Source organism: Schaalia sp. JY-X159 (assembly GCF_014525425.1).
Lineage (GTDB): Bacteria > Actinomycetota > Actinomycetes > Actinomycetales > Actinomycetaceae > Scrofimicrobium.
Genome location: NZ_JACEXI010000001.1, coordinates 629,753 through 644,335, shown reverse-complemented (window position 1 = coordinate 644,335; position 14,583 = coordinate 629,753). Strand labels below are relative to the sequence as shown.

The 14,583-nt window shown below is 63.9% G+C and carries 3 protein-coding genes and 1 CRISPR repeat array (1 of these 4 running past the window's edge); of the genes, 1 reads left to right on the top strand and 2 read right to left on the bottom strand.

Translation table 11 applies throughout. The features are described 5' to 3' along the window. Positions 1–11,226: direct repeats of the CRISPR family, unit length 28 nt; unit sequence GTGCTCCCCGCGTGAGCGGGGATGATCC; it reaches 581 nt to the left of the window's first position. A gap of 247 nt (positions 11,227–11,473) precedes the next feature. Further along, positions 11,474–12,088 carry a sugar O-acetyltransferase gene (locus tag IDL90_RS02815; protein WP_187994246.1) on the top strand — a complete coding sequence of 205 codons (615 nt, stop codon included), beginning with the start codon at positions 11,474–11,476 and terminating at the stop codon, positions 12,086–12,088. Between the two features lie 194 nt (positions 12,089–12,282). Here the strand turns inward: IDL90_RS02815 and IDL90_RS02810 are convergent, their stop codons facing one another. Both IDL90_RS02810 and IDL90_RS02805 read right to left on the bottom strand, forming a co-directional pair. Further along, positions 12,283–12,696 carry a cupin domain-containing protein gene (locus IDL90_RS02810; RefSeq protein WP_187994245.1) on the bottom strand — a complete coding sequence of 138 codons (414 nt, stop codon included), beginning with the start codon at positions 12,694–12,696 and terminating at the stop codon, positions 12,283–12,285. 39 nt (positions 12,697–12,735) lie between these two features. After that, positions 12,736–14,535, bottom strand: a complete 1,800-nt coding sequence (locus IDL90_RS02805; RefSeq protein ID WP_187994244.1) for an oleate hydratase — start codon at positions 14,533–14,535, stop codon at positions 12,736–12,738. Positions 14,536–14,583 lie beyond the last annotated feature (48 nt).

The window sequence follows — 14,583 nt, the reverse complement described above, 5'->3', positions numbered from 1 at the left end:
TGTCGAAGTTACCGCAGTGCAGACGGACCGTGCTCCCCGCGTGAGCGGGGATGATCCGCCAAGACGCTAGATCTCGACTTCCTCACCGAGGTGCTCCCCGCGTGAGCGGGGATGATCCGCATGAGTGAGGCGGGCACGCCGAAGAGGCGGGGTGCTCCCCGCGTGAGCGGGGATGATCCCGGTTAAGGGCAGTGATGGACCGCTCGAGATCGGTGCTCCCCGCGTGAGCGGGGATGATCCCCGGTCATGGAAGTCCGGCACCACCGTGCAAAAGTGCTCCCCGCGTGAGCGGGGATGATCCTGTTTACACCGCTTCGGGTCCTTCACTAAGTGAGTGCTCCCCGCGTGAGCGGGGATGATCCGGGGCCGAATGCGACCACATCACCCCCGGCGACGTGCTCCCCGCGTGAGCGGGGATGATCCCCACTCCTCAACCCCGGCCAAACCGTCAGCCACGTGCTCCCCGCGTGAGCGGGGATGATCCGTGTGAACCGCCACCTGGGGGAGCGGTTACGCGGTGCTCCCCGCGTGAGCGGGGATGATCCTCGTCACCCCCACTGCCATGAAAACGGCGGGCAGTGCTCCCCGCGTGAGCGGGGATGATCCTAGTCCTGAACTCACAGGCCCCGCCCTCTATCTGTGCTCCCCGCGTGAGCGGGGATGATCCTGGCCTGGTCCACCAGCACCCGAGCCAAGAGGCGTGCTCCCCGCGTGAGCGGGGATGATCCGTGGCGGTTACATCTTCCGGTTCCAGCCAGACGGTGCTCCCCGCGTGAGCGGGGATGATCCCTCCACGTCACCCGCCACAAGCCCAACAAACCCGTGCTCCCCGCGTGAGCGGGGATGATCCCCAGAGCACGTCGCCAAGTTCAGCGAGCATCTGGTGCTCCCCGCGTGAGCGGGGATGATCCTAGTGGCATCATAGGTTTCCACTACCGTGTCCCGTGCTCCCCGCGTGAGCGGGGATGATCCTCTAGGGGGCCGGGTCTTGGATTATCAGGCCATGTGCTCCCCGCGTGAGCGGGGATGATCCGGAGACAATACGGTGGCACTAGTCATTCCTATTGTGCTCCCCGCGTGAGCGGGGATGATCCGACACGGGCGGCGCCGGTAGTAAACGGGCTGTTGTGCTCCCCGCGTGAGCGGGGATGATCCACGCGCGTTCGGTTATGTCGGACCCTACTTTTATGTGCTCCCCGCGTGAGCGGGGATGATCCTAGAACGCGGAGCTGCCGATGCTGGTGGCCACCGTGCTCCCCGCGTGAGCGGGGATGATCCCGGGCGAACCACTCGAGGCCATCGTGCACCAAAGTGCTCCCCGCGTGAGCGGGGATGATCCGCATTGACGGCTTCTAGCGGGATGTCGATGGTGGTGCTCCCCGCGTGAGCGGGGATGATCCGGAGGGGCTAATGCATAGCCTAGACAAAAACCAGTGCTCCCCGCGTGAGCGGGGATGATCCCTCAACGCTGATGACCTGATCAGTGGCCCCGTAGTGCTCCCCGCGTGAGCGGGGATGATCCGTCCCGCACTGTAGGACACGTAGTCAATCCATTCGTGCTCCCCGCGTGAGCGGGGATGATCCCGAGGATGGTCTCGCCCTCCCACTCACTGACCTGTGCTCCCCGCGTGAGCGGGGATGATCCCGCGAGCGGGTCAAATGACAGTTGGCCAACGAGGTGCTCCCCGCGTGAGCGGGGATGATCCCAAAACGCGCACGTATGCACACCCGAAGGGACACGTGCTCCCCGCGTGAGCGGGGATGATCCCTCAACGCGACAGTTGAGGAGAAGGAAGCTGCGGTGCTCCCCGCGTGAGCGGGGATGATCCCTTGACCAGACGGGCGTGCATTTCCACAGTCTCGTGCTCCCCGCGTGAGCGGGGATGATCCCTCTCTCAGGGCTAGTTACCGGTGATTGGTCGAGTGCTCCCCGCGTGAGCGGGGATGATCCGGCGGCACAGACACGCTCGACAACGTGCGCATCGTGCTCCCCGCGTGAGCGGGGATGATCCGTGCAGCGCCGTATCGGTGGTGAGGCGCTGTGAGTGCTCCCCGCGTGAGCGGGGATGATCCGGCAAAGGCGACACTGCGTTCATCATCAACGCGGTGCTCCCCGCGTGAGCGGGGATGATCCGCGTTAATCGCGTTGTCCCCGCATTTGAATCAGGTGCTCCCCGCGTGAGCGGGGATGATCCTACCACCATTGGAAGGTGTAGACGGCGAACACTGTGCTCCCCGCGTGAGCGGGGATGATCCGGGGTTCAACGAAGGCGCGGGCGGCACCGGTGGGTGCTCCCCGCGTGAGCGGGGATGATCCCTGTTACATTGTTGTTTCAGCAAATGTTGCTTCGTGCTCCCCGCGTGAGCGGGGATGATCCTAGTCGACACTCCACGCCCGCTGAGCCACATCAGTGCTCCCCGCGTGAGCGGGGATGATCCCTGCGGGAGCCCTGTGACCGTCGTTGCTGCCGCGTGCTCCCCGCGTGAGCGGGGATGATCCCAAGGGACACCGCCACCACTTCCGAGAGCACGTGTGCTCCCCGCGTGAGCGGGGATGATCCCGTCACTCATGATGTTTGTCCTTAAAATGGCGCGTGCTCCCCGCGTGAGCGGGGATGATCCGCCTGCGGTGATCGCGGCGGGTGAGTCCGCAGTGTGCTCCCCGCGTGAGCGGGGATGATCCTGGGACGAATGGGCCGAAGATTTGCACACCACCGTGCTCCCCGCGTGAGCGGGGATGATCCGAACCCGATACGGAGTAGGAGAAACTTATGCCAGTGCTCCCCGCGTGAGCGGGGATGATCCCTGGCCACACGTCAAACGTCGGCGCAATATAGCGTGCTCCCCGCGTGAGCGGGGATGATCCCTGGTGGGGGCACGCGTACAACCTGGATCAATCGTGCTCCCCGCGTGAGCGGGGATGATCCCGTAGACCAGTGCCAGCCAAAACATTCACTAGCGTGCTCCCCGCGTGAGCGGGGATGATCCGACCAATCGCATCAAACGCCTGCGACAAACCCGGTGCTCCCCGCGTGAGCGGGGATGATCCCTGTTGGGTTCCGGCCAAATGCGGTGACCCGCAGTGCTCCCCGCGTGAGCGGGGATGATCCCGTAAGGACTACTTACCCCATCCTGGATTCGCTGGTGCTCCCCGCGTGAGCGGGGATGATCCTTGTGCCAGATAAAGCCACCTAGCCCACCCCCCGTGCTCCCCGCGTGAGCGGGGATGATCCGCGGGGGGATCAAAACTCACGGCCATCAACGAGGTGCTCCCCGCGTGAGCGGGGATGATCCTCTGGAATGTACTGACCAGGCGTGGCTTGACCGGTGCTCCCCGCGTGAGCGGGGATGATCCCACACGGGAACCAACCACGCGCCACCAGCCAGTGTGCTCCCCGCGTGAGCGGGGATGATCCGGCTGGTTGAACGCCACCCAGAGGTGCCCGGAAGTGCTCCCCGCGTGAGCGGGGATGATCCGAATTGGCTGCGCGGGTGGCACGAACACGACACGTGCTCCCCGCGTGAGCGGGGATGATCCTATGGTTGCCGTCCGGGTCACGGTGCAAAAACAGTGCTCCCCGCGTGAGCGGGGATGATCCGTCAGCAACCACTACGAGGCCGACGCCTGGGACGTGCTCCCCGCGTGAGCGGGGATGATCCCAAACCCGAACCCGAGGAAGACCACCAACCGAGGTGCTCCCCGCGTGAGCGGGGATGATCCTCGGTGAGGACAGGGGTCCCAGGGACGATCCACGTGCTCCCCGCGTGAGCGGGGATGATCCCCCTGCCAGGCGTCAAACAACCTCTGAGCCATGGTGCTCCCCGCGTGAGCGGGGATGATCCCAGGTTCGCCTTCTGAGACACACCTTGTGCCAGGTGCTCCCCGCGTGAGCGGGGATGATCCGCACTGGACCAACGAACCGGAGAGCGCCAACAAGTGCTCCCCGCGTGAGCGGGGATGATCCGCCCTGCATCGCGGACCTGGAGCGGTTCAATCCGTGCTCCCCGCGTGAGCGGGGATGATCCCCGGAAAAACACGGTGATCGGCAGCTCTGGAGGGTGCTCCCCGCGTGAGCGGGGATGATCCCGGGGGTGCGGGTACGTTCACCGTAGGACAGGGGTGCTCCCCGCGTGAGCGGGGATGATCCGGGTTGCGCTCCACCTCCAGGCTGTCATCGTTTGTGCTCCCCGCGTGAGCGGGGATGATCCCGGGTCGATTGACACACTCTGGCTCGATGGGCCGTGCTCCCCGCGTGAGCGGGGATGATCCGCTAAGCAGGGCGTTTTCGCGTCGGCTGTGGACGTGCTCCCCGCGTGAGCGGGGATGATCCCACGTATCAGGCAACCTCGCAGCCTTTCCCCAGGTGCTCCCCGCGTGAGCGGGGATGATCCCCTCAGAGCCGCCACCCTCCAACGCGACGGCAAGTGCTCCCCGCGTGAGCGGGGATGATCCTGGGGAGAAGAAAGAGTCTGCGTTGTGGCATTAGTGCTCCCCGCGTGAGCGGGGATGATCCCATCACCGGACTCATGGACTGCCTCGCCCAAAGGTGCTCCCCGCGTGAGCGGGGATGATCCGCAAGCCGGGGTCGATTTGATGAAGTGTGCATGGTGCTCCCCGCGTGAGCGGGGATGATCCCTAGTTTGACTGACCCCCGTATCCTCAAAGCCAGTGCTCCCCGCGTGAGCGGGGATGATCCCTCGTCTTTCCCCCTCACCCGTGGGAACACCAGGTGCTCCCCGCGTGAGCGGGGATGATCCGACAGGGTCACCCCCCGCGTGCTGTTGCGCACCGTGCTCCCCGCGTGAGCGGGGATGATCCCCCGACGGATACGACGGCGCAGACCGCGTACGAGTGCTCCCCGCGTGAGCGGGGATGATCCGTCCGGGTCTAGAGTGTGGTGTGTGTTGTCGGGGTGCTCCCCGCGTGAGCGGGGATGATCCGGCGCCGGGAAGCTAGCAGGTCTCGGCCTGGACGTGCTCCCCGCGTGAGCGGGGATGATCCTGAGGGGGTCCCACACTTGATCAGCGGGAATACGTGCTCCCCGCGTGAGCGGGGATGATCCGCGGCGCCGGAAAGTCGTCCGCTCCAAGCAGTAGTGCTCCCCGCGTGAGCGGGGATGATCCCGCAGCGACCTATTCAACGAAGCACACGACATCGTGCTCCCCGCGTGAGCGGGGATGATCCGTCCACCGTCCGGAAGAACTCCTCCAAGAAGTAGTGCTCCCCGCGTGAGCGGGGATGATCCTGAGGGTATAACGAAAGGGGCAAACGCCATGACGTGCTCCCCGCGTGAGCGGGGATGATCCTGGGTGGAGGATGTGGCTCCCGGCGAACTCTTGGTGCTCCCCGCGTGAGCGGGGATGATCCCCTGGGCCGAACAAGATCCTCGCCGAACGGTTCGTGCTCCCCGCGTGAGCGGGGATGATCCTGATGGCCGACACTGAAGAGACCCCCGGGCAGGGTGCTCCCCGCGTGAGCGGGGATGATCCTGGTCGTTTGCGTGTGGGTCGTGCTGGGTTGGCGTGCTCCCCGCGTGAGCGGGGATGATCCCCCACCGCTCCATGAGGTTTTTTGGATGGTGCCGTGCTCCCCGCGTGAGCGGGGATGATCCCCAAACAAAAGTGTGCCGCCCCCGTAGCGATCCGTGCTCCCCGCGTGAGCGGGGATGATCCGGAGAAGGCAGCATGAGTGACTACGCGGTTCTTGTGCTCCCCGCGTGAGCGGGGATGATCCCTACCCGAAGCCAGACGCCACGCGCTCCAGTCAGTGCTCCCCGCGTGAGCGGGGATGATCCCTGGAGGGTGCGCAACCCTCGTCTGGGAGGCAGGTGCTCCCCGCGTGAGCGGGGATGATCCCTCCACATCCTTATCGTCGAGAAGTGTGAACCGGTGCTCCCCGCGTGAGCGGGGATGATCCTGTGGCGATTGCTCGGACTACGGGCACGGATGAGTGCTCCCCGCGTGAGCGGGGATGATCCCCCCAAGAATTCACGCCAAGCGAATACATGGGTGTGCTCCCCGCGTGAGCGGGGATGATCCGTGGGTCCCCGTCGATGACGGCGAGTTTGGTGAGTGCTCCCCGCGTGAGCGGGGATGATCCCAATGGGCCTCGACACGTACAAGCTATGGAAGCGTGCTCCCCGCGTGAGCGGGGATGATCCCGCCGCCGACCTCTCGCAGTTCACCCCCAACGAGTGCTCCCCGCGTGAGCGGGGATGATCCCTCAGAAGCACGCCTCTAAACGAATGTTGGACAGTGCTCCCCGCGTGAGCGGGGATGATCCCGGGCCGGGCTCTCAGAGCGGTGGACCGGCTTCGTGCTCCCCGCGTGAGCGGGGATGATCCTGGCATGTAGACACTGCAGAACGATCGCCATTAGTGCTCCCCGCGTGAGCGGGGATGATCCGAGGCGATGATCCGGTCTTCGTCCTTCAAAATAGTGCTCCCCGCGTGAGCGGGGATGATCCGCGGGGCCCCGCTTCTGCTTCCTCCAATACCCTGTGCTCCCCGCGTGAGCGGGGATGATCCCACGATCACCGAGGAAGCCCTACGCGCTGAAACGTGCTCCCCGCGTGAGCGGGGATGATCCCCCTTCTCGTGTGCGTTCCGCAGTTTGCGGAGCGTGCTCCCCGCGTGAGCGGGGATGATCCCTCCAACACCGCCTTGTTTTGCGGCGTGTAACGGTGCTCCCCGCGTGAGCGGGGATGATCCCAGAAAGCCATAGCGCAACTGCTGGGATTGAGCGTGCTCCCCGCGTGAGCGGGGATGATCCCGCTCGTCTTAATTCGATTCAAAGAGGCGATGAGTGCTCCCCGCGTGAGCGGGGATGATCCCGCTGGTTGGCCTGTTTATACCCTGCTGGGTCGGTGCTCCCCGCGTGAGCGGGGATGATCCGTACCGGCGGGGAGATCAGACCACCCGGTGAGGGTGCTCCCCGCGTGAGCGGGGATGATCCGCGTGAAGATCACGGTGTGGCAACTCTCCGAACGTGCTCCCCGCGTGAGCGGGGATGATCCAAATACGTTGCTCCACATCGTGGAAGCGATTGGTGCTCCCCGCGTGAGCGGGGATGATCCGTACACGGTGGGAAAGGTCTTGGACCTCATGGAGTGCTCCCCGCGTGAGCGGGGATGATCCGCCTCGGTGGGCGTCGGTCATTACTCGGGAGTTGTGCTCCCCGCGTGAGCGGGGATGATCCGGCCAACCAGCGTTAGGGGTCGCAATCTTCGAGGTGCTCCCCGCGTGAGCGGGGATGATCCGAAAGTGTTAGCCAGACTCACCGGCAACCACGCGTGCTCCCCGCGTGAGCGGGGATGATCCTCCGGCCGCTGCGCTCGCCTCGGTCACGGTCCCGTGCTCCCCGCGTGAGCGGGGATGATCCCGGGGGAAGGGCGGCGGCGCATAACACCGACCGGTGCTCCCCGCGTGAGCGGGGATGATCCCGTGACCCCACGGGGAAGCTTGGAAGCACTCGAAGTGCTCCCCGCGTGAGCGGGGATGATCCCCGAACTCACGTCGGGACTCGCGGAGAAGCAACGTGCTCCCCGCGTGAGCGGGGATGATCCCGCCGGAGCCGAAACCGTGGGAGAAGGCGCAACGTGCTCCCCGCGTGAGCGGGGATGATCCTGCGGCTTTCATGCTTCAGGACGAAGAAATCTAGTGCTCCCCGCGTGAGCGGGGATGATCCCCTCACGGTAGAGGGAGAGGGGGACTGATGATTGTGCTCCCCGCGTGAGCGGGGATGATCCCCTCACGGTAGAGGGAGAGGGGGACTGATGATTGTGCTCCCCGCGTGAGCGGGGATGATCCCAACTGTATCCGGCGGATACAAGTCACCACCAAGTGCTCCCCGCGTGAGCGGGGATGATCCCAGTGACAGTAGAGACGTGACAGCACCCACCAGGTGCTCCCCGCGTGAGCGGGGATGATCCCGATCGAGCGACGCACATCAGCGGCAGATGCAAGTGCTCCCCGCGTGAGCGGGGATGATCCCCGTGGGAAGCGGACTACCAGTTTTGAGCCAGGGTGCTCCCCGCGTGAGCGGGGATGATCCGCAGGATGCGGGCGATTACGCGACGCGGGATGAGTGCTCCCCGCGTGAGCGGGGATGATCCTCGCCGGTGGCACCGGCAACTGGCCGTGCTCCAGTGCTCCCCGCGTGAGCGGGGATGATCCGTCGACACTTGCAACGGCGTGAACTTGGTGAGGGTGCTCCCCGCGTGAGCGGGGATGATCCGGTGTGGTAGCCGTCGGAAATGTTGTCGGTGTCGTGCTCCCCGCGTGAGCGGGGATGATCCTGTCCCTGCGGAGCTGCTGCACTTCGTCGTTGAGTGCTCCCCGCGTGAGCGGGGATGATCCTATCCGTTGGCAATCCTCAACACGCTCACCACAGTGCTCCCCGCGTGAGCGGGGATGATCCTCCACATGGCGTGTCTCCTTAGAATGGCGCGGTGTGCTCCCCGCGTGAGCGGGGATGATCCCGGATCAAGCACCGTATCTTCAGGGACCGTGGAGTGCTCCCCGCGTGAGCGGGGATGATCCCCACGCACAAACCGGGCCAACCTGCCCCAACGGGTGCTCCCCGCGTGAGCGGGGATGATCCTACCCTCTAGGTCTAAGCGGACTAGGGCCTCGGGTGCTCCCCGCGTGAGCGGGGATGATCCCTCTGGGTTGAAGGTCGCGGTCACATGCGAACCGTGCTCCCCGCGTGAGCGGGGATGATCCCCCACTCAAATCTGGTGTAGAAGGGATAGTGGGGTGCTCCCCGCGTGAGCGGGGATGATCCCACTACACCCCCCGTATGCGTAATAAGAACTTCGTGCTCCCCGCGTGAGCGGGGATGATCCCGGCTGGGAACCCGGCACCACCGGCTCACAATGGTGCTCCCCGCGTGAGCGGGGATGATCCCGAAGATGCCGTCTACGTGTTTGACGAACGAGAGTGCTCCCCGCGTGAGCGGAGATGATCCCTCGGACTGAAACCCGAAACCGTCGCCAGACACGTGCTCCCCGCGTGAGCGGGGATGATCCGCCACCAGGTCACCAACACCCGACAACCCCACGGTGCTCCCCGCGTGAGCGGGGATGATCCCCCCATATTTGTGGGGACTCGATGACCATGCCCGTGCTCCCCGCGTGAGCGGGGATGATCCCAGGGACGCTAACTCCCCGACTTCCCCAGCCAGGTGCTCCCCGCGTGAGCGGGGATGATCCCACACCTACAATCAGTGTTATGAGACGCAAACTGTGCTCCCCGCGTGAGCGGGGATGATCCTATCGTGGGGGATCTAGCGCCAAGCCATATGATGTGCTCCCCGCGTGAGCGGGGATGATCCTGAAAGGGCCGCCCGTGGCTTTCCCAAGACCAAGTGCTCCCCGCGTGAGCGGGGATGATCCGGATCCGACGCGGTGTAAGCATTGCCGCATCGTGTGCTCCCCGCGTGAGCGGGGATGATCCACCTCGTCGAGGGCGGGGTAACGGTGGGCTAGGAGTGCTCCCCGCGTGAGCGGGGATGATCCCTAGCCCGGAGAGAGTTTGGAAGATACCTGTAATGGTGCTCCCCGCGTGAGCGGGGATGATCCCCCGGTAGCAGGCTACATAGCCTCCCGGAACCGGTGCTCCCCGCGTGAGCGGGGATGATCCCAAGCCATGCAGGATATTGACCTGATCCTCTCGGTGCTCCCCGCGTGAGCGGGGATGATCCTCTGTGGAAGGCCGCTGTCGGATGGTCGGGAGGGTGCTCCCCGCGTGAGCGGGGATGATCCCCAGCCGCCACCGAAACAGTCTTCTCCGTCTGAGTGCTCCCCGCGTGAGCGGGGATGATCCCCCCACCACCGCCTGGAAGAGGGTCCGGACCACGTGCTCCCCGCGTGAGCGGGGATGATCCCCGGCAAGCGGCCAGTGTGACCAACGCCACAATGTGCTCCCCGCGTGAGCGGGGATGATCCGCTGGGCTTCTTGGCGGGGTCATCCCAATAGTGGTGCTCCCCGCGTGAGCGGGGATGATCCCCCCACCACCGCCTGGAAGAGGGTCCGGACCACGTGCTCCCCGCGTGAGCGGGGATGATCCCAGGTTTGTGGTTTGTTGCCGACGACTTGTTGGGTGCTCCCCGCGTGAGCGGGGATGATCCCTGCCACCCTCACGCTGCCCGCGCTCATGCGCCGTGCTCCCCGCGTGAGCGGGGATGATCCTAACAGGCACTGTTCCTCCTTGAGTGTTGAGCGGTGCTCCCCGCGTGAGCGGGGATGATCCGTAGTAAGGGGCTTGCGGACGAGGCAGCCCCACGTGCTCCCCGCGTGAGCGGGGATGATCCCTGATGATCCATACGACGGAAACCATCCGTCATGTGCTCCCCGCGTGAGCGGGGATGATCCGCCATACGCCAAACACAGGTCGGTGAGATTATTGTGCTCCCCGCGTGAGCGGGGATGATCCAAGCGCGTGAGGCACCCACCGCTTGACGGGGGCGTGCTCCCCGCGTGAGCGGGGATGATCCGATGACGAGGATGGCGGTGAAGCCGCCGCCGAGGTGCTCCCCGCGTGAGCGGGGATGATCCGGTTTGGCGCGGAGATTGGGCCTTTTTGGAACCGTGCTCCCCGCGTGAGCGGGGATGATCCTTACGTCCCCCACTTGGGCGGGGATCGCCAACCGTGCTCCCCGCGTGAGCGGGGATGATCCTGACCGCTGCCAGCGCCAGTACAACAACCAAGGGTGCTCCCCGCGTGAGCGGGGATGATCCGTCGCCGGGCTTCAAGTTCGCGAGTCCCGTGAAGTGCTCCCCGCGTGAGCGGGGATGATCCGAACCCCTGGATTGAAGCGTTGGAGTAGCGGCCGTGCTCCCCGCGTGAGCGGGGATGATCCCACCTACAACACCTCGCCTACTGGATGTGGACCGTGCTCCCCGCGTGAGCGGGGATGATCCGCCCAATGATTCCAAGGGCTTCATCGAGACACGGTGCTCCCCGCGTGAGCGGGGATGATCCGATCAACTAATGCGATAGGAGGGAATCGAACCCGTGCTCCCCGCGTGAGCGGGGATGATCCTGAGTGGGGACCCGGGCCTGACGATCTTTATGGGTGCTCCCCGCGTGAGCGGGGATGATCCCCAAGATTTTCCTTCCCGGCCTCATCAGTGACAGTGCTCCCCGCGTGAGCGGGGATGATCCGTGCGTGAGGGGGGAGTGAACCCCCAAGTTTTGTGCTACCCGCGTGAGCGGGGATGATCCCGGCTTGGACGACAGCGGTCATGGGTGGCGTGTGTGTCCTGCATAGTTTAGGTAGGCCGTGTTGCAGTGGTATTCCGGCCGTGTTGCAAACTAAAATCCTGCCACTTTGGTGTGGTGGGTGCGGGCCTTAGTACTTCCAGGTGCGGTTGCGCAGGGGCCTTTCAGGTGGGGTGCGGTTCTTACCACGAGGGTAGCTGTCTTCCCCTAAGCAAGAATCGGGACACAATGGGGTATGGACCTTTCTCAAATGAGCGACATCGAAATCATGCTTTCTGGCTTGCCTTACGACCCGACCATGCCGGGGCTAGTTGAACAACAGACGGCGGCGCTTGAGCGGCTCTATGACTACAACGCCACGCGTCCCAGTGAAGGCGCGCTTCGCGAGGAGCTCCTCCAGCAAATGTTCGCAAGCATCGGCCCCGGTTGCTACATCGAGCCGCCCTTGCACGCGAACTGGGGCGGAGCGAATGTTCACCTGGGCAACTCGATTTATGCCAACTTCGGACTGACCCTTGTCGATGATGGCGAGATCTTTGTCGGCGACCACGTCATGTTTGGCCCGAACGTTGTAATCGCCACTGCGGGGCACCCGGTTACGCCAGAGCCACGGAGTCGCGGCATTCAGTTTAACCTTCCGGTTCACATTGGACGCAACGTCTGGCTCGGCGCCAGCGCGTGCGTCATGCCCGGCGTGACTATTGGTGACAACACCGTGATCGGAGCGGGCAGCGTGGTTACTGCGGACATCCCAGCAACCGTTGTTGCTGTTGGAAACCCCTGCAGGGTGCTGCGCGAGATCAGCGATCGTGACAAAGAGTTCTACTGGCGTGATCAACGTTTCCCGGACGCAGGCGACGCATAGTCGGGTGGGGAGCCAATCATCGCCAACCCGGCGCGTCCCCCCAGCAACCCCCGTGCCGCGAGATCGCTTAACTTCGCCAGTTTCGGCGACGATAACAGTGTTACGTGGCGGAGTTAAGCGATCTCGCGGGGCAGAGGCTTATGCGTCGCGGTAGGGGTGGGGTGGGAGCAGTGAAATCGCCCGTGGGCTGGGGCCTAATCCCAGGGCCACGCCCTCTCTTGGTCCAGGTCCGCATCATTGCCGATGTCGGCCAAGGTGTCGCCGCCAGCCCGGATGCACAGCCACTTCATCGGTGTCCCGCTGGTGGGGGTGCAGCGCACCGCACGCCAAACTCCCTGGCCAACGCGGACAACAGTGCCGGGGCCGACGTCGATGACGTTGTCATCCAACGCCATCTGGCCCTCGCCCTCTAAGAACACGTAGATCTCTTCGATCTTGTGGTGAACATGCCAGAAGGGGGAGGTGTCACCCGGTTCCGTTGAGTTAATCGACAAGCCAATGAACTCGTTGCCAAGGGCGCCCTCGACAAACTCCTTACCTGGTGCCACCCCACTGAGGGAGCCCCACGCGTCCAACGGTCCGACCTCGGTCACTTTGTAGTTAGTCATAACAACACAGTAACCGGGGTCACACTGGACTTCAACGTATTACGGCCCCGTCGGCGAAACCGCGTTGTCTGGTTCGGGAACGTCATCCACGTTGGGGACGACGCCATACTGGGCCAAAAGCACACCGGCCTCATTCCCCTCAACAAACTTGGCGATGAACCGCGGCAGCTTCAGCTCTTTGCCATCGCGCAGGAAGTGGGTGGACTTCAGCAGCTGACGCACGTCGTAAACCGACGCGAATACCTCGGGGACACCGCGGTCCACGTCGGCCAACTGGTAGACACCCTCCATGGCGGTTCGGACCGAATACTCCGTGGTGAACACCGTGTCCCGTGAAGTCTCCACAAACTGGCCGAGAAAAGCGAAGTTCGTGACGCCTTCGGGCACCACCTTCGGGCGGTCTGTGCCATTGCGGGGCATGAAGAACGCGGTGATGAACGGCATCATGCAAGGCCGAGTGATGACGTTCTCTTCCTGGGCGAGTTCACCAATCTCCGCCTCAGGAACCCCGAGGTACCAGAGCCATTCCTGGGTGATCTCCTCACCCGTGCACTCGCGAAGGGGCTTCTTGACGAAGTTTCCCACCTCATCACCAAGCAGACCGTAGAACCACACCACCGTCTGGTCGTCAGGCTGATTCGTGAACTGACCTTGGCGGTTGATCGTCCAAGACAACAGCCAGTTCGAGTCCGTCGCCGTCACGATGCCGCCGGTGACCGTGTGACCCGTGTTCGTAGCGCGCTGTGAGATGCGCTCAATGTAGTCGCGGATCCGCTGATCCTTCACGGTGATGGTTGCTGACTCCCAGTACGTTTCCTCCGGCGACGTGCAGAAGTTGTTCGGGTCGCCGAAACTGGGATCCTGCTTGGCAATGTTGCGCCACAGTGCCCACGATCCGCCCTCGTGAATCTCCGCGTCGAAGACCGGGGGAGTGTGGTGGTCGCCCCACGTCGAGTTCTCTACCAGCGACCCGTTGGTGACGAAGACGAGGTCGTTTGCGGTCAGATCGATGGTCGCTTCAGCGCCTCCGCGGATCCACGTCAGCTTCTCTGCCTGCTTGACGTCCTTGGAAATATTGAACTGAACGTCCACCACCTTCGTGTCATTCTGGAAGACGACACCGCAGTCGATCAGCCACTTCTTCAGCGGTAACACCAGGGATTCGTACTGGTTGTAGCGGGTGAACTTCAGGGAAGAGAAGTCTGCCAGCCCCGCAATGTGGTGAATGTAGCGCTGGACGTACAGCTTGAGTTCGAGGGCGGAATGCCACTCTTCAAACGCGAACATGGTGCGCCAGTAGAGCCAGAAGTTGGATTTGAAGAACTGCTTCGAAACGACCTCGTTGATCTTCTTGTCGTACAGGTCTTCATGGCGGGCCATCACAAGCTTCAGTAGGTCGGCCTGCCCGTGCTTGCCGAGGGTGAAGTTGTGGTCGACGCCGCCCAGTTTCCCGTGCTTGCTTGTGGTGCGGTTATAGGAGAAGTTGGGGTCCTCTTTATTGAGCCAGTAGAACTCATCCAGGATTGACCCGTCGACCTCGAGCGAAGGGACAGAGCGGAACAGATCCCACAGGCACTCAAAATGGTCTTCCATCTCACGGCCGCCGCGCAGCAGCCAGCCCGTGAGCTCATCTCCTGCGCCGTCGAGGGCGCCACCGTCAACGTTCGACGCCTCCAGAATCGTGATGTTACTTCCCGGCATTTGTGCGTCGCGCACCAGGAACCCTGCCGCCGCCATTCCAGCGAGGCCGCCGCCGACGATCCAAGCCTTCTTGTTGTCGATTCCCTCGGGCTTCTTCGGACGAGCGAAGGCCTCAAAATTTCCGCTGGAGTAGTACATAGAGACATCCTTTACTGGCGTGATTCCGTGCAGATCCAAGCCTAGTGC

Bases quoted from the DNA above. Each gene is read 5' to 3' on its own strand.
- IDL90_RS02815 (WP_187994246.1), top strand. From the start codon at position 11,474: ATGAGCGACATCGAAATCATGCTTTCTGGCTTGCCTTACGACCCGACC.
- IDL90_RS02805 (WP_187994244.1), bottom strand. From the start codon at position 14,535: ATGTACTACTCCAGCGGAAATTTTGAGGCCTTCGCTCGTCCGAAGAAG.
- IDL90_RS02810 (WP_187994245.1), bottom strand. From the start codon at position 12,696: ATGACTAACTACAAAGTGACCGAGGTCGGACCGTTGGACGCGTGGGGC.